This window comes from Agreia sp. Leaf210 (genome assembly GCF_001421485.1).
In the GTDB taxonomy this organism is placed as follows: Bacteria; Actinomycetota; Actinomycetes; order Actinomycetales; family Microbacteriaceae; genus Agreia.
In genome coordinates this window covers 204,082-220,828 of record NZ_LMKK01000002.1, presented here as the reverse complement: position 1 = coordinate 220,828, position 16,747 = coordinate 204,082, and the positions used below count along the sequence as shown (strand labels likewise).

25 protein-coding genes are annotated in these 16,747 nt (G+C 63.8%); all 25 read left to right on the top strand.

The window, feature by feature from the left end; translation table 11 throughout:
• Positions 1-2 precede the first annotated feature (2 nt).
• The 25 genes from ASE64_RS07120 to rplR all read left to right on the top strand — a co-directional run bounded on the left by ASE64_RS07120 (position 3) and on the right by rplR (position 16,746).
• Positions 3-1,220 carry a hypothetical protein gene (locus ASE64_RS07120; protein WP_055778116.1) on the top strand — a complete coding sequence of 406 codons (1,218 nt, stop codon included), beginning with the start codon at positions 3-5 and terminating at the stop codon, positions 1,218-1,220.
• Between the two features lie 308 nt (positions 1,221-1,528).
• A complete protein-coding gene (gene rpsL, locus ASE64_RS07115; protein WP_044439998.1) occupies positions 1,529-1,903 on the top strand; it encodes a 30S ribosomal protein S12 in 375 nt (124 codons plus the stop codon).
• On the top strand, positions 1,903-2,373 hold the full coding sequence (rpsG, locus tag ASE64_RS07110) for a 30S ribosomal protein S7 (RefSeq protein WP_044440000.1): 471 nt from the start codon (positions 1,903-1,905) through the stop codon (positions 2,371-2,373). Before rpsL ends, rpsG begins: the two co-directional genes overlap by 1 nt.
• Positions 2,374-2,475: 102 nt before the next feature.
• Positions 2,476-4,590, top strand: a complete 2,115-nt coding sequence (gene fusA / locus ASE64_RS07105; RefSeq protein ID WP_055778113.1) for an elongation factor G — start codon at positions 2,476-2,478, stop codon at positions 4,588-4,590.
• A gap of 133 nt (positions 4,591-4,723) precedes the next feature.
• Entirely contained in the window at positions 4,724-5,917 is a 1,194-nt protein-coding gene (gene tuf, locus ASE64_RS07100; RefSeq protein WP_044440003.1) for an elongation factor Tu, read from the top strand.
• An 81-nt stretch (positions 5,918-5,998) separates the two neighbouring features.
• Entirely contained in the window at positions 5,999-6,766 is a 768-nt protein-coding gene (locus ASE64_RS07095; protein ID WP_055778110.1) for a fructosamine kinase family protein, read from the top strand.
• A gap of 58 nt (positions 6,767-6,824) precedes the next feature.
• A complete protein-coding gene (locus tag ASE64_RS07090) occupies positions 6,825-7,034 on the top strand; it encodes an Rv0909 family putative TA system antitoxin (protein ID WP_326939243.1) in 210 nt (69 codons plus the stop codon).
• A 67-nt stretch (positions 7,035-7,101) separates the two neighbouring features.
• Complete coding sequence (locus tag ASE64_RS07085) at positions 7,102-8,073, top strand: DNA topoisomerase IB (protein ID WP_082465972.1); 972 nt, start codon at positions 7,102-7,104, stop codon at positions 8,071-8,073.
• Between the two features lie 408 nt (positions 8,074-8,481).
• Positions 8,482-8,790: a 30S ribosomal protein S10 gene (gene rpsJ / locus ASE64_RS07080; RefSeq protein ID WP_018171443.1), complete on the top strand. Its 309-nt coding sequence runs from the start codon at positions 8,482-8,484 to the stop codon at positions 8,788-8,790.
• A gap of 17 nt (positions 8,791-8,807) precedes the next feature.
• Positions 8,808-9,479, top strand: a complete 672-nt coding sequence (gene rplC / locus ASE64_RS07075) for a 50S ribosomal protein L3 (protein WP_044440007.1) — start codon at positions 8,808-8,810, stop codon at positions 9,477-9,479.
• Between the two features lie 3 nt (positions 9,480-9,482).
• A complete protein-coding gene (gene rplD, locus ASE64_RS07070) occupies positions 9,483-10,145 on the top strand; it encodes a 50S ribosomal protein L4 (protein ID WP_055778108.1) in 663 nt (220 codons plus the stop codon).
• 2 nt (positions 10,146-10,147) lie between these two features.
• Positions 10,148-10,453, top strand: a complete 306-nt coding sequence (gene rplW, locus ASE64_RS07065; protein WP_044440011.1) for a 50S ribosomal protein L23 — start codon at positions 10,148-10,150, stop codon at positions 10,451-10,453.
• Between the two features lie 18 nt (positions 10,454-10,471).
• Positions 10,472-11,311 carry a 50S ribosomal protein L2 gene (gene rplB / locus ASE64_RS07060; RefSeq protein ID WP_055778105.1) on the top strand — a complete coding sequence of 280 codons (840 nt, stop codon included), beginning with the start codon at positions 10,472-10,474 and terminating at the stop codon, positions 11,309-11,311.
• A 12-nt stretch (positions 11,312-11,323) separates the two neighbouring features.
• On the top strand, positions 11,324-11,605 hold the full coding sequence (rpsS, locus tag ASE64_RS07055) for a 30S ribosomal protein S19 (protein ID WP_044440015.1): 282 nt from the start codon (positions 11,324-11,326) through the stop codon (positions 11,603-11,605).
• Between the two features lie 24 nt (positions 11,606-11,629).
• Positions 11,630-12,025, top strand: coding sequence for a 50S ribosomal protein L22 (rplV, locus tag ASE64_RS07050; RefSeq protein ID WP_055778102.1), 396 nt, complete (start codon positions 11,630-11,632; stop codon positions 12,023-12,025).
• The gene (gene rpsC / locus ASE64_RS07045; protein WP_044440017.1) at positions 12,025-12,834 is read left to right on the top strand and encodes a 30S ribosomal protein S3; all 810 of its coding nucleotides are present in this window, start codon (positions 12,025-12,027) and stop codon (positions 12,832-12,834) included. The genes rplV and rpsC overlap by 1 nt, the downstream gene beginning before the upstream one ends.
• 2 nt (positions 12,835-12,836) lie before the next feature.
• A complete protein-coding gene (gene rplP / locus ASE64_RS07040; RefSeq protein WP_044440018.1) occupies positions 12,837-13,256 on the top strand; it encodes a 50S ribosomal protein L16 in 420 nt (139 codons plus the stop codon).
• The gene (gene rpmC, locus ASE64_RS07035) at positions 13,256-13,585 is read left to right on the top strand and encodes a 50S ribosomal protein L29 (RefSeq protein ID WP_055778099.1); all 330 of its coding nucleotides are present in this window, start codon (positions 13,256-13,258) and stop codon (positions 13,583-13,585) included. Before rplP ends, rpmC begins: the two co-directional genes overlap by 1 nt.
• A complete protein-coding gene (rpsQ, locus tag ASE64_RS07030; protein ID WP_055778097.1) occupies positions 13,585-13,890 on the top strand; it encodes a 30S ribosomal protein S17 in 306 nt (101 codons plus the stop codon). Before rpmC ends, rpsQ begins: the two co-directional genes overlap by 1 nt.
• Positions 13,891-13,925: 35 nt before the next feature.
• Positions 13,926-14,294, top strand: a complete 369-nt coding sequence (gene rplN / locus ASE64_RS07025) for a 50S ribosomal protein L14 (protein ID WP_044440021.1) — start codon at positions 13,926-13,928, stop codon at positions 14,292-14,294.
• Between the two features lie 3 nt (positions 14,295-14,297).
• Positions 14,298-14,657, top strand: a complete 360-nt coding sequence (gene rplX, locus ASE64_RS07020; protein ID WP_044440022.1) for a 50S ribosomal protein L24 — start codon at positions 14,298-14,300, stop codon at positions 14,655-14,657.
• Entirely contained in the window at positions 14,657-15,247 is a 591-nt protein-coding gene (rplE, locus tag ASE64_RS07015) for a 50S ribosomal protein L5 (RefSeq protein ID WP_055778093.1), read from the top strand. Before rplX ends, rplE begins: the two co-directional genes overlap by 1 nt.
• 183 nt (positions 15,248-15,430) lie before the next feature.
• Positions 15,431-15,829, top strand: a complete 399-nt coding sequence (gene rpsH, locus ASE64_RS07010) for a 30S ribosomal protein S8 (protein WP_044440024.1) — start codon at positions 15,431-15,433, stop codon at positions 15,827-15,829.
• Positions 15,830-15,835: 6 nt separating this feature from the next.
• Entirely contained in the window at positions 15,836-16,372 is a 537-nt protein-coding gene (gene rplF, locus ASE64_RS07005) for a 50S ribosomal protein L6 (RefSeq protein ID WP_055778089.1), read from the top strand.
• 2 nt (positions 16,373-16,374) lie between these two features.
• Positions 16,375-16,746 (top strand): 50S ribosomal protein L18, encoded by a 372-nt coding sequence (gene rplR / locus ASE64_RS07000; RefSeq protein WP_055778086.1) that lies wholly within the window; start codon positions 16,375-16,377, stop codon positions 16,744-16,746.
• Position 16,747 lies beyond the last annotated feature (1 nt).

Here is a 16,747-nt window from a genome sequence, read left to right as displayed (position 1 = left end):
CGATGTCTGACAACAGCCTTCCCCCTGTGCCGCAGGGCGCATCGTCCGTACCCCCGGTGCCGCCCGTTCCTCCCGCGTCGTCCGCTCCCGTTCCCCCGGTTCCCCCGGTGCCATCCGCCGCGTCGGCGCAGGGATATCTGGGCGGGCCGCAGTTCCAGCAGCCCCAGTTTCAGCAGCCCCAGCAACCGCAGTTTCAGCCCCAGCCCCAGCCGCGAGCACCCAGATCGCGCAAGGGTCTGATCATCGGCCTCTCCATCGGCGCCGCCGTCGTCATTCTCGGCGGCGTCGGCCTCGCCGTGGCCGGCTCCTCCATCTCGTCGAGCGTTGCACCGGACACTCAGGTGAAGGCGTTCCTGCAGGATCTGGTTGACGGCCGAGCGGAGTCGGCACTCCAGGCGATGGGGGAGAAGCCATCGGGTCTACTCACCGACGAGGCCTACAACGCGTCGACCAACCACATCACCGACTTCAGCGTGGGCAAGCCCAAGACGATCGGGGAGACCTCCACGGTCACGGCCAAGATCACCCAGGGCGGAACGAGCTATACCCAGGAGTTCGAACTGGCGAAGGCGGGAAAGACGTTCGTCGTCTTCGACACATGGCAGCTGCAGCCCCTGCCGCTCGGCGTGGTGGACGTGCAGGTCCAGGGGCCGTCTGGTCTTGCCGTGCAGGTCGACGACAACGCCCTCGAGGGCGACGCCGACGAGTCGAGCCTCCGGGCCTTTCCCGGCGACTACGAGGTCTCGGTCGTCGATGACAGCGATCTGTTCGATGCCGCGCCGGCAACGGCCAACGTCGTCGGCCTCTCCGACGATGCGGCGGGAAGCATCGCGACGGCGGCCGTCACCACGACGCTCACCGAGGCCGGAACCTCCGCCGCCCAGGCCGCTGTCGACGCCTACGTCGACGGATGCGTGGCGCAACAGAGTCTCGCGCCCACCGGCTGCGGGTTCGAGGCGCGAGCACAGGACGGAGTCAGCTATTCGAATATCCGCTGGACTCTCACGGTCAGGCCCACCTACTCCATCGGCGACTGGGTCGGCAGCGGCTGGGTCGTCTCGACCGCGACGGCAGGAACGCTCGACGTGCTCGCGGACTCCGTCGACAGCGCCGGTCGCTCCGGCCCGTCGGGCACGAGCCTGCCGAATTACCGGCCCGCAGGCACCGTCTCGGTCGCCGACGGAGCGATCACGTTCTCCTCGTCGGTGCTCCCGTTCTAGCGGTCTGGCTCGCTTGACCGAAGCCCCGGTTCGGGCTAATATTGCCGGGTGTGTGCATTCTTGCACGCCCACTTTTCAACTCGGATTCGTCCGGGACGAGATTCTTGCGACAGACCAGTCTGATGCAAGACAAGGGCAGCCCCTCTCTGGGGCAGGCCCCCACGGCATACCCACCATCACAATCTCTGCAGACGCTCGCGTGTGCAGTCGGCGGGTCCACAAGAACATCGGTCGAATCCCGCACGCGGGCGCCGCCGATTGCTACGCGAAAGCAAGCTGTCACCGTGCAGTAGAAAATAGGAGAAGTAGTGCCAACCATTCAGCAGTTGGTCCGCAAGGGCCGAACTCCGAAGGTCACCAAGACCAAGACGCCGGCTCTGAAGGCCAACCCGCAGCAGCGCGGCGTCTGCACCCGCGTCTACACGACCACGCCCAAGAAGCCCAACTCGGCTCTTCGCAAGGTCGCCCGCGTCAAGCTGTCCAACGGCACCGAGGTCACCGCGTACATTCCCGGTGAGGGCCACAACCTGCAGGAGCACTCGATGGTGCTCGTGCGTGGCGGTCGTGTGAAGGACCTGCCCGGTGTGCGTTACAAGATCGTCCGTGGCGCACTGGACACCCAGGCCGTCAAGGGCCGCAAGCAGGCTCGCAGCCGTTACGGCGCGAAGATGGAGAAGAAGTAATGCCTCGTAAGGGACCAGCACCCAAGCGCCCCGTCGTCGCAGACCCCGTCTACGGCGCACCGATCGTCAGCCAGCTCGTCAACAAGATCCTTCTTGATGGCAAGAAGGGCCTCGCCGAGCGCATCGTCTACGACGCACTCGAAGGCGTCGCGGCCAAGAACGGCGCAGACGCCGTCGTCACCCTGAAGAAGGCGCTCGACAACGTGCGCCCCACTCTTGAGGTCAAGTCGCGCCGCGTCGGCGGATCGACCTACCAGGTTCCGGTCGAGGTCAAGCCTCACCGTGCCAACACTCTCGCACTCCGCTGGCTCACGAGCTACGCGAAGAGCCGTCGCGAGAAGACGATGACCGAGCGTCTCACCAACGAGATCCTCGACGCGTCGAACGGCCTGGGTGCCGCGGTCAAGCGCCGCGAAGACACCCACAAGATGGCCGAGTCGAACAAGGCATTCGCTCACTACCGCTGGTAATCGCGTGTGCTGGTCGAGAGGCCGGTTCGCCCCGCGAACCGGCCCCTCGATCGGTGCCGCCATCGTTCGACAAACCCCTTAGTAAACAACCGGAGGCAATCTGTGGCACAGGACGTGCTCACCGACCTGAACAAGGTCCGCAACATCGGCATCATGGCTCACATCGATGCCGGCAAGACCACCACCACCGAGCGCATCCTGTTCTACACGGGTGTCAACCACAAGATCGGTGAGACCCACGACGGCGCATCGACGACGGACTGGATGGAGCAGGAGCAGGAGCGTGGCATCACGATCACCTCTGCTGCCGTCACCTGCTTCTGGGACAAGAACCAGATCAACATCATCGACACCCCGGGTCACGTCGACTTCACGGTCGAGGTGGAGCGTTCGCTCCGCGTCCTCGACGGTGCCGTCGCTGTCTTCGACGGTAAAGAGGGCGTCGAGCCCCAGTCGGAGACCGTCTGGCGCCAGGCCGACAAGTACGAAGTCCCCCGCATCTGCTTCATCAACAAGATGGACAAGCTCGGAGCCGACTTCTACTTCACGGTCGACACCATCATCAACAAGCTCGGAGCGAAGCCGCTGGTCATCCAGCTGCCCATCGGAGCCGAGAACGGATTCGTGGGTGTCGTCGACCTCGTCGAGATGCGCGCGCTCGTCTGGCCTTCCGACTCCAAGGGTGACGTCACCATGGGAGCCAAGTACGAAGTCCAGGAGATCCCGGACGACCTCAAGGAGAAGGCTGACGAGTACCGCCAGCTGCTCCTCGAGACCGTCGCCGAGACCGACGACGCTCTGCTCGAGAAGTTCTTTGCCGGCGAAGAGCTGACGGTCGCCGAGATCAAGGCTGGTATCCGCAAGCTGACGGTCGCCAGCGAGATCTACCCGGTTCTCTGTGGCTCCGCCTTCAAGAACCGTGGCGTTCAGCCGATGCTCGATGCGGTCGTCGACTACCTGCCCAGCCCGCTCGACGTTCCCGCCACCGTGGGAACGGACCCCCGCGACGAGGAGGTGAAGGTCGAGCGTCACCCCGACGCCTCGGAGCCTTTCGCCGCCCTCGCGTTCAAGGTCGCCGTTCACCCCTTCTTCGGTCGTCTGACGTTCATCCGCGTCTACTCGGGTCGTCTCGACTCCGGTGGACAGGTCACGAACTCGACCAAGAGCAAGAAGGAGCGCATCGGCAAGATCTTCCAGATGCACGCCAACAAGGAGATCCCCGTCGACAGCGTGACCGCAGGTCACATCTACGCTGTCATCGGCCTGAAGGGCACGACAACGGGAGACACGCTCAGCGATTCGAACGACCAGGTCGTTCTCGAGTCGATGACGTTCCCGGAGCCGGTCATCGAGGTCGCGATCGAGCCGAAGACGAAGGCCGACCAGGAGAAGCTGGGTGTCGCCATCCAGAAGCTCGCTGAGGAAGACCCGACGTTCCGCACCGAGCAGAACCAGGACACGGGCCAGACGGTCATCAAGGGTATGGGTGAGCTTCACCTCGACATCCTGGTCGACCGCATGCGTCGCGAGTTCAACGTCGAGGCCAACGTGGGCAAGCCGCAGGTCGCGTACCGCGAGACGATCCGTCGCGTGGTTCCGAAGCACGACTACACCCACAAGAAGCAGACCGGTGGTTCGGGTCAGTTCGCCAAGGTGCAGATTTCGATCGAGCCCATGGAGGTGACCGCGGAGAAGATCTACGAGTTCGAGAACAAGGTCACCGGTGGTCGCGTTCCGCGCGAGTACATCCCTTCGGTCGACGCGGGAATCCAGGATGCCCTCCAGGTCGGCGTTCTCGCCGGCTACCCCATGGTGGGTGTCCGGGCTGCCCTGCTCGATGGTCAGTTCCACGACGTCGACTCCTCGGAGATGGCGTTCAAGATCGCTGGTTCCATGGCGTTCAAGGAAGCCGCCCGCAAGGCGGACCCGGTCATCCTTGAGCCGTTGATGGCCGTCGAGGTGCGCACCCCTGAGGAATACATGGGTGACGTCATCGGCGATATCAACTCGCGCCGTGGCCAGATCCAGTCCATGGAGGACGCGACCGGTATCAAGGTCATCCGTGCCCATGTTCCGCTTTCGGAGATGTTCGGCTACATCGGTGACCTGAGGTCGAAGACCTCGGGCCGCGCGGTGTACTCGATGACTTTCGACAGCTACGCCGAGGTCCCCAAGGCTGTCGCCGAAGAGATCATCAACAAAAACAAGGGCGAATAGTCCTGTATCGTGTTCCGGTGCTCAATATTGTTGCGAGCACCGGAGCGCGTAACATCAATACACAAACACCCCCGCTCTTCACCCGGTAGCTTTTTGTCCGGATGCGGAGCAAGAGAGTCCTGAGGAGGACCCAGTGGCCAAGGCCAAGTTCGAGCGGACCAAGCCGCACGTAAACATCGGAACGATCGGTCACGTCGACCACGGAAAGACCACGCTGACTGCAGCGATCTCCAAGGTCCTTGCCGACAAGTTCCCGTCCAAGACCAACGTTCAGCGCGACTTCGCGTCGATCGACTCCGCTCCCGAGGAGCGCCAGCGCGGTATCACGATCAACATCTCGCACGTCGAGTACGAGACCGAGAAGCGCCACTACGCGCACGTCGACGCCCCGGGTCACGCTGACTACATCAAGAACATGATCACCGGTGCTGCTCAGATGGACGGCGCGATCCTCGTGGTCGCCGCTACCGACGGCCCGATGGCTCAGACCCGTGAGCACGTTCTGCTCGCCAAGCAGGTCGGCGTTCCCTACCTGCTGGTCGCACTCAACAAGTCCGACATGGTCGACGACGAGGAGATCCTGGAGCTCGTCGAGCTCGAGGTTCGCGAGCTGCTCTCGAGCCAGGACTTCGATGGCGACAACGCTCCCGTCGTTCGCGTCTCGGGCCTCAAGGCTCTCGAGGGCGACGAGAAGTGGGTCGACGCGATCCTCGAGCTCATGCAGGCCGTCGACGACTCCATCCCGGAGCCCGTCCGCGACAAGGACAAGCCCTTCCTGATGCCCGTTGAGGACGTCTTCACGATCACCGGTCGTGGAACGGTCGTCACCGGTCGCGCCGAGCGCGGAACCCTCGCCATCAACTCCGAGGTCGAGATCGTCGGCATCCGCCCGACCGTCAAGACCACGGTCACGGGTATCGAGATGTTCCACAAGCAGCTCGACGAGGCATGGGCCGGCGAGAACTGTGGACTGCTGCTCCGCGGCACGAAGCGCGAAGACGTCGAGCGCGGCCAGGTCATCGTCAAGCCGGGTTCGGTCACGCCGCACACCGGTTTCGATGGAACCGCCTACATCCTGTCCAAGGATGAGGGTGGCCGTCACAACCCGTTCTACACGAACTACCGCCCGCAGTTCTACTTCCGCACCACGGACGTGACCGGCGTCATCACCCTCCCCGAGGGCACCGAGATGGTCATGCCCGGCGACACGACTGACATCAGCGTCGAGCTGATCCAGCCCATCGCCATGGAAGAGGGCCTCGGCTTCGCGATCCGTGAGGGTGGCCGCACCGTCGGTGCCGGTACCGTCACGAAGATCACCAAGTAGTCGATTCTTCACCAGTAGTACACGAGCAGGGCCTCACCTTCGGGTGGGGCCCTGCTCCTGGTTAAAGCCGCACAATGAAGCATGACTTTCGTCAAGACCAACCTTCATGCGCCCGGGGCGTTCTTCGAGGCGGAGGCTGCCGGTCTGGCCTGGCTCGCGGAGTCCCATGAGCTCGGCGGGGCCAGGATCGTGCGCGTCGAGGCGGTGGGCCGCCATTCGATCGAGCTCGAGCAACTCGTGTCGGGCCGCCCGACACCGGATGCCGCTGCCGACTTCGGTCGTGCGCTGGCGGTCACGCACAGAACGGGAGCCGACGCGTTCGGGTCGCCGCCGGCAGGCTGGAACGGCCCGAACTTCATCGGGTCGCGGCCGATGGAGTGCCGCCCCGACCCGTCGTGGGGCAGGTTCTACGCGCAACAGAGGGTCCGGCCGTATCTCGATATCGCACTCGCGGTGGGATCGATCGAAGGGCCGGACGCGGCGGACGCGATGTCCGTCTGCGAGCTGTTGGAGTCGGGTGCGGCCGATGACGGAGAACCCGCGCGGCGCATCCACGGCGATCTCTGGAACGGCAACGTGGTCTGGACGAACGACGGGGTGGTGCTCATCGATCCGGCCGCGCACGGCGGACACCGGGAGACCGACCTGGCCATGCTGGACCTCTTCGGTGTGGCTTATCTCGACGTCGTGCTCGAGTCATACGACGACGAGTTCGCCCTGGGCGGCGGATGGCGTGAACGGGTCGCGATGCATCAGCTTCATCCGCTCGCGGTGCACGCGGCCGGTCATGGGCCTTCATACGGTCGCGCTCTCGGTGAGGCAGCGCGGAAGACCCTCGACTTGTTCTGATGCGTGGGAGCAGAATGAGGGGACCGCCTCGCATACGAGGCCCGATCAAGGGAGAATCGTGGGACTCGAAGACATCACCAAGAAGGCGCAGGAATTCCTGGGCGACAACAAGGTGCAGGAAGCACTGAAGAGCGAGAAAGCCGAAGATCTCAGCGACAAGCTGCTCGACGGCGTCGCCGGGGCCGTCAACAAGGTCACGGGGGAGAAGTTCGACGAGCAGGTCGAGGGCGCGCGGGCGGCAGCCGACAAGGCCGTCGGCACCGAGTAGGCGCCTCGTCTGTCAAGCCCCGGGGCCGGATGCGTGTGGCCGGCCCCGGGGGATTCACAATGGGGTGATGGTGAGGCTGAGGCGAAGCAACTCGGCGGGCGCGGGCCTGCACAGAGTTCGTGCTGGACGGGGATTCTCGTACCGCAACCACGACGGCACGGTCGTGGCGGACACGGAGTTGAGAGAGCGCATCGAGAAACTCGCTATACCGCCCGCCTGGACCGACGTCTGGATCGCCCCCTACGCGAACGGCCACATCCAGGCCACGGGAATCGACACTGCGGGTCGGCGTCAGTACATCTACCACCCGACGTGGCGCGAACAGAAAGACCGCATCAAATTCGACCGTGCCCTCGCCCTGGCCGAGTCGCTGCCTTCCGCTCGGCGGGCCGTCACCATCGACCTTCGGAGCGGCGAGCCCACGAAGGAGCGGGCGCTGGCCGCGGCTTTCCGCATGCTCGACACCGGATCATTACGCGTCGGCAGCGAGCGATACGCCGAGTCGAATGGCAGCCACGGGCTGTCGACTCTTCTGGGTGCGCACGCCCGAGTCAGCGGAGACACCGTGCATCTCGCCTTCCCCGCGAAAAGCGGGCAGGCTTGGGAGAGCGACATCACCGATAGCGATCTCGCAGCGGTCGTCAGGGCGCTGAAGCATCGGGGCCCGCGTGCGCGACTGCTGGCCTGGCGTGCGGGAGCCGGCAACTGGCATCCGATCGCTGCGGACGAGATCAACGACTACGTGAGACAGAAGACCGGAGGGAAGTTCACGGCAAAGGATTTCCGTACTCTTCACGGCACCGTGGCGGCTGCGATCAGCCTCGCCAAGCACGGACCGGAACAGCGCAGCACGGCGCGGACGAGGGCACTCGTTCAGGCGATGCGCGACGCGGCCGAGGTGCTCGGGAACACGCCATCCATCGCGAAAAAGAGCTACGTCGACCCGAGGGTCGTCGATCACTACATCGAGGGAACGACGATCGACCCCCGCCGACTGGGGTCGGCGGAATCGGAACTGAGAGCACTCCTCTTCGAATGACCGTTTCGCCGCGTGTCTCCGGGGAACGGCGCGACACGCCCAACGCGACACGCCCGGGTTGCACGATGCCCCTCGGGTGTGGCAAACTCGTCTAGTTCAACATTTTCGTGTCACCTCGCGTGCGCGGAATCACTGCCAGGCAGTGCACAGCTAGCCCACTGGGTCCCCGTGATCCGAGGTTGAGAGCTGGGCCGCGGGCAGCAGAACACACTTCAATCCTATTTCTTCGGTGTTCAGGCATGTCCTGCGCGCGAGGCGAGACGGGTTGAGTCCGAGAGGACATTGACAGAAGAACAGTGGTGCGACCGACTGCGGGCGTATCGAGCACGGGCTGGAAGGCCCGGGCAAGCAAGCGCGTCCAATGCTGCCCACAGGCGGTAAGACGCAAGACAAGAGAGTGAGTCACACATGGCGGGACAGAAGATCCGCATTCGACTTAAGTCGTACGACCACGAGGTCATCGACTCCTCGGCGCGCAAGATCGTCGACACGGTGACCCGCGCGGGTGCAACCGTCGTCGGTCCGGTGCCGCTGCCGACCGAGAAGAACGTGATCGCAGTGATCCGTTCGCCCCACAAGTACAAGGACAGCCGCGAGCACTTCGAAATGCGCACGCACAAGCGTCTGATCGACATCATCGATCCCACGCCCAAGGCCGTCGACTCGCTCATGCGTCTCGACCTGCCGGCTGACGTCAACATCGAGATCAAGCTCTAAGCGGGGGACTGAACACTATGTCTACGCCTACACAAGCAGCCGCCACCAAGACCAGCAAGGGTCTCCTCGGCAAGAAGCTCGGCATGACCCAGGTCTGGGACGAGAACAACCGTCTCATCCCCGTCACGGTCGTCGAGATCACGCCGAACGTGGTCACTCAGATCCGCACCGTCGAGCGCGACGGCTACGTGGCCGTTCAGATCGCCGCGGGCCAGATCGACCCCCGCAAGGTGAACAAGCCTGCCACGGGTCACTTCGACGCCGCCGGTGTCACGCCCCGTCGTCACATCACCGAGATCCGCACCGCCGACGCGGCTGACTACACGGTGGGCCAGGAGCTCACCGTCGACGCAGTCTTCGAAGCCGGCAAGAAGGTCGACGTCGTCGGCACTTCCAAGGGCAAGGGTTTCGCCGGTGTCATGAAGCGTCACAACTTCCGAGGCGACAACGCCTCGCACGGTGCGCACCGCAACCACCGCAAGCCCGGCTCCATCGGCGCATCCTCGACCCCGTCGCGTGTCTTCAAGGGCATGCGGATGGCTGGTCGCATGGGTGGAGAGCGCGTCACCGTGCTCAACCTCGCCGTGCACTCCATCGACGCCGAGAAGAACGTCATCCTCATCAAGGGTGCCGTTCCCGGAGCGCGTGGCCGTCTCGTTTTCGTTCGTACCGCAGTGAAGGGGGCCTAGTTCATGGCTACCGCAACTACCACGGTTGACGTCGTCGACGTCACGGGCAAGAAGGCCGGCACCGTCGACCTTCCCGCCGAGCTGTTCGACGTCCAGACCAATGTCCCGCTCATCCACCAGGTCGTCGTCGCTCAGCTCGCCGCCGCCCGCCAGGGAACTCACAAGACCAAGCGTCGTGGTGAGGTTTCCGGTGCCGGTCGCAAGCCGTTCAAGCAGAAGGGAACCGGTCGCGCTCGTCAGGGCTCGATCCGCGCTCCTCAGATGACCGGTGGTGGCATCGTCCACGGACCGACCCCGCGCAGCTACGACCAGCGCACCCCCAAGAAGATGATCGCCGCAGCTCTGCTCGGTTCGCTGTCCGACCGCGCACGCGGTGGACGCGTTCACGTCGTCGAGTCGCTTGCTCAGGGCGATGTGCCCTCGACCAAGGGTGTTCTCGAGCTGCTCAGCCAGGTCGCGACCTCGAAGCACGTTCTGATCGTGCTCGAGCGCGACGATGTTCTGAGCTTGAAGAGCGTTCGCAACCTCCCGACCGTGCACGTGCTGCCGGCCGACCAGCTGAACGCATACGACGTGCTCGTCTCCGACGACATCATCTTCACCAAGGCTTCGTTCGACGCGTTCGTCGCAGCCAAGTCGAAGAACACTGCTCAGGAAGAGGTCTAGACATGAGCAACGCTGCATTCAACAAGGATCCGCGCGACATCATCCTGTCGCCGGTCGTCTCCGAGAAGAGCTACGGCCTGATCGACGAGGGCAAGTACACGTTCATCGTCGACCCCCGTTCGAACAAGACCGAGATCAAGCTCGCTATCGAGAAGATCTTCAAGGTCGAGGTCGCGTCGATCAACACGCTCAACCGTGTCGGCAAGACCCGTCGCACCAAGTTCGGCATCGGCAAGCGCAAAGACACCAAGCGCGCCATCGTCACGCTCAAGTCCGGCACCATCGACATCTTCACCGCTGTCGGCTAGGGCCAGAGGGATATAGAAATGGCTATTCGCAAGTACAAGCCCACCACCCCGGGTCGTCGCGGTTCGTCCGTCGCCGACTTCGCGGAGATCACCCGGTCGACGCCCGAGAAGTCGCTGCTGCGTCCGCTCTCGAAGACCGGTGGACGTAACAACGCAGGTCGCATCACGACGCGTCACATCGGTGGTGGCCACAAGCGCCAGTACCGTGTCATCGACTTCCGTCGCAACGACAAAGACGGCGTCAACGCCAAGGTCGCTCACATCGAGTACGACCCCAACCGCACGGCGCGCATCGCTCTGCTGCACTACCTCGACGGAACCAAGCGCTACATCCTGGCTCCGAACAAGCTGTCGCAGGGTGACATCGTCGAGTCGGGAGCGTCTGCCGACATCAAGCCCGGCAACAACCTGCCGCTCAAGAACATCCCCACCGGTACCGTCATCCACGCGATCGAGCTGAAGCCGGGCGGTGGCGCCAAGATGGCCCGCTCCGCCGGAGCATCGGTTCGTCTCGTCGCAAAAGACGGTCCCTATGCGCAGCTTCGTCTTCCCAGCGGTGAGATCCGCAACGTCGACGCCCGTTGCCGTGCAACGATCGGCGAGGTCGGCAACGCCGAGCAGTCGAACATCAACTGGGGAAAGGCCGGCCGCATGCGTTGGAAGGGCGTTCGCCCGACCGTGCGTGGTGTCGCCATGAACCCGGTCGACCACCCGCACGGTGGTGGTGAGGGAAAGACCTCCGGTGGACGTCATCCTGTGAGCCCCTGGGGCCAGAAGGAAGGCCGCACCCGGCACATCAACAAGGAAAGCGACAAGCTCATCGTTCGTCGCCGTACCGTCGGCAAGAAGCGTAAGTAGGAGTTGTAGAAGATGCCACGCAGTCTCAAGAAGGGCCCCTTCGTTGACGACCACCTGTATCGCAAGGTTGTCACTCAGAACGAAGCCGGTTCCAAGAACGTCATCAAGACCTGGTCGCGCCGATCGATGATCATCCCCGCGTTCCTCGGCCACACGATCGCCGTCCACGACGGTCGTAAGCACATCCCGGTGTTCGTCACCGAAACCATGGTTGGGCACAAACTCGGCGAGTTTGCTCCCACCCGCACCTTCCGTGGTCACGTGAAGGACGACAAGAAGGGCCGTCGCCGCTAACGCGGTGGCGAAAGGAGGAGAGAAATGGTGGAGTCAATCGCACGTGTGCGACACATCCGCGTCACCCCCATGAAGGCTCGTCGCGTCGTCAACATGATCCGCGGCAAGCAGGCAGTCGAAGCTCTGGCGATCCTGAAGTTCGCCCCGCAGGGTGCGTCCGACCCGGTCTACAAGCTCGTCGCGTCCGCCATGGCGAACGCTCGGGTCAAGGCCGACGCGTCGAACAGCTACCTCGACGAGCAGGACCTGTTCGTCTCGGCTGCGTTCGTCGATGAGGGAACCACCCTCAAGCGTTTCCAGCCCCGTGCACAGGGTCGCGCGTTCCAGATTCTGAAGCGCACGAGCCACATCACGGTCGTGCTGAACACGCCCGACGAGGCAGCAGTGGCACCGTCCACGAAGAAGGCAGGTAAGAAGTAATGGGACAGAAAGTTAACCCGTACGGCTTCCGTCTCGGTATCACCACCGACCACGTGTCGCGTTGGTTCTCCGACTCGACGAAGCCGGGACAGCGCTACGCGGACTTCGTGGCAGAAGACGTCAAGATCCGCAGGCTGCTCAGCACCTCGCTCGACCGTGCCGGCGTCGCCCGCATCGAGATCGAGCGCACCCGTGACCGCGTTCGCGTCGACATTCACACCGCCCGTCCGGGCATCGTGATCGGTCGTCGTGGCGCCGAGGCCGAGCGCATCCGCACCGACCTCGAGAAGCTCACGGGCAAGCAGATCCAGCTCAACATCCTCGAGGTCAAGAACCCCGAGGCCGAAGCCCAGCTCGTGGCCCAGGGAATCGCGGAGCAGCTCACCGCTCGCGTCGCGTTCCGCCGTGCCATGCGCAAGGGAATGCAGGGCGCTCAGCGCACCGCGTCGGTCAAGGGTGTTCGTATCCAGGTCTCCGGCCGTCTCGGCGGCGCCGAGATGAGCCGTTCGGAGTTCTACCGCGAGGGTCGCGTGCCGCTGCACACGCTTCGCGCGAACATCGATTACGGCTTCTACGAGGCCAAGACCACCTTCGGCCGCATCGGCGTGAAGGTCTGGATCTACAAGGGTGACATCACCAACAAGGAGCTTGCCCGCGAGCAGGCCAACCAGAAGTCGACGCGCCCCGACCGTCGTGACGACCGCCGCGATGGCGACCGTCCCCGTCGTGGAGCTGCCGGCACGAATTCAGGCGCTGGCGCCTCCGCCCCCAAGGCAGAGGCTCCCGTTGCAGCAGGAGTTGAGGCATAACCATGTTGATTCCACGCAGAGTCAAGCACCGTAAGCAGCACCACCCCGGACGCAGTGGCCACGCCACCGGCGGCACGACGGTGAGCTTCGGCGAGTACGGCATCCAGGCCCTTACTCCTGCATATGTGACGAACCGCCAGATCGAGTCCGCTCGTATCGCCATGACGCGTCACATCAAGCGCGGCGGAAAGGTGTGGATCAACATCTACCCCGACCGCCCGCTCACCAAGAAGCCCGCCGAAACCCGCATGGGTTCCGGTAAGGGTTCACCCGAGTGGTGGATTGCGAACGTCAAGCCGGGTCGCGTGCTCTTCGAGCTCAGCGGCGTCAGCGACACGATCGCACGCGAAGCCCTCACCCGGGCCATCCACAAGCTGCCACTCAAGGCACGCATCATCAAGCGCGAGGAGGGCGACGCATAATGGCGATCGGTTCCAAGGAGCTCGCCCCTGTCGAGCTCGACACATTCGAAGACGCCCGCCTGGTCGAAGAGCTGCGGAAGGCGAAGGAAGAGCTGTTCAACCTTCGCTTCCAGTCGGCTACCGGCCAGCTCGAGAGCCACGGACGCCTGCGCGCCGTGAAGCGCGACATCTCGCGCATCTACACGATCATCCGTGAGCGTGAGCTGGGCATCCGTGCCACGCCCGCTCCGGTTGCCGTGGCTCCCAAGGCAGAAAAGAAAAGCAAGGCCAAGAAGGATGCGGCCGCTCCGGCGGACGCCCCGGCCGCTGAGGCTGAGGAGGCCAAGTAATGGCAAAGGTTAACGAGGCGGCTGCAACGCCGGCCGACGAGACCAAGGCAGTCGTTCGCGGCTACCGCAAGTCACGTCGTGGATACGTCACGAGCGACAAGATGGAGAAGACCATCGTCGTCGAGGTCGAAGACCGCGTGAAGCACCCCCTGTACGGCAAGGTCATCCGCCGCACGTCCAAGGTCAAGGTCCACGACGAGGCGAACTCCGCCGGCATCGGCGACCTCGTCCTCATCAGCGAGACCCGTCCCCTCAGCGCCACCAAGCGCTGGCGCCTGGTCGAGATCCTCGAGAAGGCCAAGTAGGCCTCGCGCTTACTTCGCCTAAGGAAGAGTAGAAAATGCTGCAGCAGGAATCCAGAGTCAAGGTCGCCGATAACACCGGCGCCAAGGAGCTCCTCACGATCCGCGTTCTCGGTGGCTCAGGCCGCCGGTACGCCGGTCTCGGTGACGTCATCGTCGCCACCGTCAAAGACGCGATCCCCGGCGGAAACGTCAAGAAGGGCGATGTGGTCAAGGCCGTCATCGTTCGCGTGAAGAAGCAGACCCGTCGTCCCGACGGTTCGTACATCAAGTTCGACGAGAACGCCGCAGTGATCTTGAAGACCGACGGTGACCCCCGTGGTACCCGTATCTTCGGCCCCGTCGGCCGCGAGCTTCGCGACAAGAAGTTCATGAAGATCATCTCGCTGGCACCGGAGGTTATCTAAGTCATGGCAAACATCAAGAAGGGTGACCTGGTTCAGGTCATCACGGGCGCGACCCAGGCCCGCGGCGGAGACCGCGGCAAGCAGGGTCGCGTTCTCGAGGTACTCGTCGAGAAGAACCGCGTCGTCGTCGAGGGCGTGAACTTCATCACGAAGCACGTCCGCGTCGGACAGACGCAGCGCGGCACGAAGACCGGCGGCATCGAGACCCACGAGGCCCCGATCCACGTGTCGAACGTCGCGATCGTCGATCCCGAGACCAAGAAGCCGACCCGCGTCGGTTTCCGCACCGAAGAGGTAACGAAGGACGGCGTCACCAAGACGGTCCGCATCCGTTACGCCAAGAAGTCAGGTAAGGACCTGTAATGACCGATACTGCAGTGGTGTCTGGCAAAATCCAGCCCCGTCTCAAGCAGAAGTACCGCTCCGAGATCTCGAAGCAGCTCCAGGAGGAGTTCGGCTTCACGAACGTGCACCAGGTGCCCGGGCTCGTGAAGATCGTGGTCAACACCGGTGTCGGCGAGGCCGCCCGCGACGGCAAGATCATCGATGGGGCCGTCAAGGACCTCACCGCGATCACCGGCCAGAAGCCGCAGGTCACGCTCGCCCGCAAGTCGATCGCTCAGTTCAAGCTGCGCGAGGGCCAGCCCATCGGTGCACACGTCACGCTTCGTGGCGACCGCGCCTGGGAGTTCCTCGACCGCCTGCTGTCGCTCGCGCTTCCCCGTATCCGCGACTTCCGTGGTCTCAGCGACAAGCAGTTCGACGGACGCGGCAACTACACGTTCGGTCTGACCGAGCAGTCGATGTTCCACGAGATCGACCAGGACAAGATCGACCGCGTTCGTGGCTTCGACATCACCGTCGTCACGACCGCCAAGAACGATGACGAGGGTCGCGCGCTGCTCAAGGCGCTCGGTTTCCCGTTCCGTAACGCGGACAACACCCGCGCATAGTCTCGTCCCGCGCGGTTTCCGACCGCGTGGGATAAGCTTTGTTGTTTGCCGTTTCGCCTGGGCCGTGTCTCACGGCCCAGGCGTAACGCATGCAGCGAAAAGCTCCGCAGGTTTTGCGGAGTTCACCACCAAAGGTCGGCACCTTCGTAAAGGGTGTCGAAACCAGGCGAAAGGCACCACACAATGACAATGACAGATCCGGTCGCAGACATGCTGACCAGACTGCGCAACGCGAACTCGGCATATCACGACACCGTGTCCATGCCGCACTCGAAGCTCAAGTCTCACATCGCAGACATCCTCAAAGCCGAAGGTTACATCTCGGCGTGGGACGTCAAAGACGCAGAGGTCGGCAAGACCCTGACGCTCTCCCTGAAGTTCGGACCGAACCGCGAACGCTCCATTGCGGGCATCAAGCGCGTGTCGAAGCCGGGCCTCCGGGTCTACGCGAAGTCGACGGAGATCCCCACGGTTCTCGGCGGCCTCGGCGTTGCAATCCTCTCGACTTCCTCCGGTCTGCTCACAGACCGCCAGGCTTCCAAGAAGGGCGTAGGTGGGGAAGTCCTCGCCTACGTTTGGTGATCACTGATGTCACGTATTGGACGACTTCCCATTGAGATCCCCACGGGGGTCGAAGTAAAGATCGACGGCCAGGCCGTCGCCGTCAAGGGACCGAAGGGTGAGCTCGCGCTCACCGTTGCAAGTCCCATCGAGGTCAAGATCGAGGATGGCCAGGTTCTGGTCACCCGTCCCGACGACGAGCGCGAGTCGCGTTCGCTGCACGGTCTTACCCGTACCCTGATCGCCAACCAGATCATCGGTGTCACCGAGGGCTACTCCAAGAGCCTCGAGGTCGTCGGAACCGGTTACCGCGTTGCAGCCAAGGGCGCTGGCGTCGAGTTCGCGCTCGGCTACTCGCACCCCATCACCGTCGAGCCGCCCGCGGGCATCAGCTTCTCGGTCGAAGGCGTCAACAAGCTCACGGTCACCGGAATCGACAAGCAGGCCGTCGGTGAGGTTGCCGCAAACATTCGTAAGTTGCGCAAGCCTGAGCCCTACAAGGGCAAGGGTGTGCGTTACGCCGGCGAGGTCGTTCGCCGCAAGGCCGGAAAGAGTGGTAAGTAACCATGGGTCTCGGAACTAGAGGAAAGAGCAAGTCTGCTGCGCGTTCGCGCCGGCACGACCGTCTCCGCAAGAAGGTCGAGGGCACTGCCCTCCGCCCCCGTCTCGTCGTGTCTCGATCGGCTCGTCACGTCTTCGTGCAGGTCGTCGATGACGCACTGGGTCACACCCTGGCGTCGGCATCGACCCTCGAGGTCGACATGCGTTCGTTCGATGGCGACAAGACGGCCAAGGCCCGCAAGGTCGGCGAGCTCGTCGCCGAGCGTGCCAAGTCAGCCGGCATCGAAGCAGTCGTCTTCGACCGCGGCGGAAACCGTTACGCAGGACGCGTTGCGGCTATCGCCGAGGGCGCTCGTGAAGGTGGGCTGAACCTGTGAG

Bases quoted from the DNA above. Each gene is read 5' to 3' on its own strand.
- ASE64_RS07120 (WP_055778116.1), top strand. From the start codon at position 3: ATGTCTGACAACAGCCTTCCCCCTGTGCCGCAGGGCGCATCGTCCGTA.
- rpsG (WP_044440000.1), top strand. From the start codon at position 1,903: ATGCCTCGTAAGGGACCAGCACCCAAGCGCCCCGTCGTCGCAGACCCC.
- ASE64_RS07095 (WP_055778110.1), top strand. From the start codon at position 5,999: ATGACTTTCGTCAAGACCAACCTTCATGCGCCCGGGGCGTTCTTCGAG.
- ASE64_RS07085 (WP_082465972.1), top strand. From the start codon at position 7,102: ATGGTGAGGCTGAGGCGAAGCAACTCGGCGGGCGCGGGCCTGCACAGA.
- rpsJ (WP_018171443.1), top strand. From the start codon at position 8,482: ATGGCGGGACAGAAGATCCGCATTCGACTTAAGTCGTACGACCACGAG.
- rplC (WP_044440007.1), top strand. From the start codon at position 8,808: ATGTCTACGCCTACACAAGCAGCCGCCACCAAGACCAGCAAGGGTCTC.
- rplD (WP_055778108.1), top strand. From the start codon at position 9,483: ATGGCTACCGCAACTACCACGGTTGACGTCGTCGACGTCACGGGCAAG.
- rplW (WP_044440011.1), top strand. From the start codon at position 10,148: ATGAGCAACGCTGCATTCAACAAGGATCCGCGCGACATCATCCTGTCG.
- rplB (WP_055778105.1), top strand. From the start codon at position 10,472: ATGGCTATTCGCAAGTACAAGCCCACCACCCCGGGTCGTCGCGGTTCG.
- rpsS (WP_044440015.1), top strand. From the start codon at position 11,324: ATGCCACGCAGTCTCAAGAAGGGCCCCTTCGTTGACGACCACCTGTAT.
- rplV (WP_055778102.1), top strand. From the start codon at position 11,630: ATGGTGGAGTCAATCGCACGTGTGCGACACATCCGCGTCACCCCCATG.
- rpsC (WP_044440017.1), top strand. From the start codon at position 12,025: ATGGGACAGAAAGTTAACCCGTACGGCTTCCGTCTCGGTATCACCACC.
- rplP (WP_044440018.1), top strand. From the start codon at position 12,837: ATGTTGATTCCACGCAGAGTCAAGCACCGTAAGCAGCACCACCCCGGA.
- rpmC (WP_055778099.1), top strand. From the start codon at position 13,256: ATGGCGATCGGTTCCAAGGAGCTCGCCCCTGTCGAGCTCGACACATTC.
- rpsQ (WP_055778097.1), top strand. From the start codon at position 13,585: ATGGCAAAGGTTAACGAGGCGGCTGCAACGCCGGCCGACGAGACCAAG.
- rplN (WP_044440021.1), top strand. From the start codon at position 13,926: ATGCTGCAGCAGGAATCCAGAGTCAAGGTCGCCGATAACACCGGCGCC.
- rplX (WP_044440022.1), top strand. From the start codon at position 14,298: ATGGCAAACATCAAGAAGGGTGACCTGGTTCAGGTCATCACGGGCGCG.
- rplE (WP_055778093.1), top strand. From the start codon at position 14,657: ATGACCGATACTGCAGTGGTGTCTGGCAAAATCCAGCCCCGTCTCAAG.
- rpsH (WP_044440024.1), top strand. From the start codon at position 15,431: ATGACAATGACAGATCCGGTCGCAGACATGCTGACCAGACTGCGCAAC.
- rplF (WP_055778089.1), top strand. From the start codon at position 15,836: ATGTCACGTATTGGACGACTTCCCATTGAGATCCCCACGGGGGTCGAA.
- rplR (WP_055778086.1), top strand. From the start codon at position 16,375: ATGGGTCTCGGAACTAGAGGAAAGAGCAAGTCTGCTGCGCGTTCGCGC.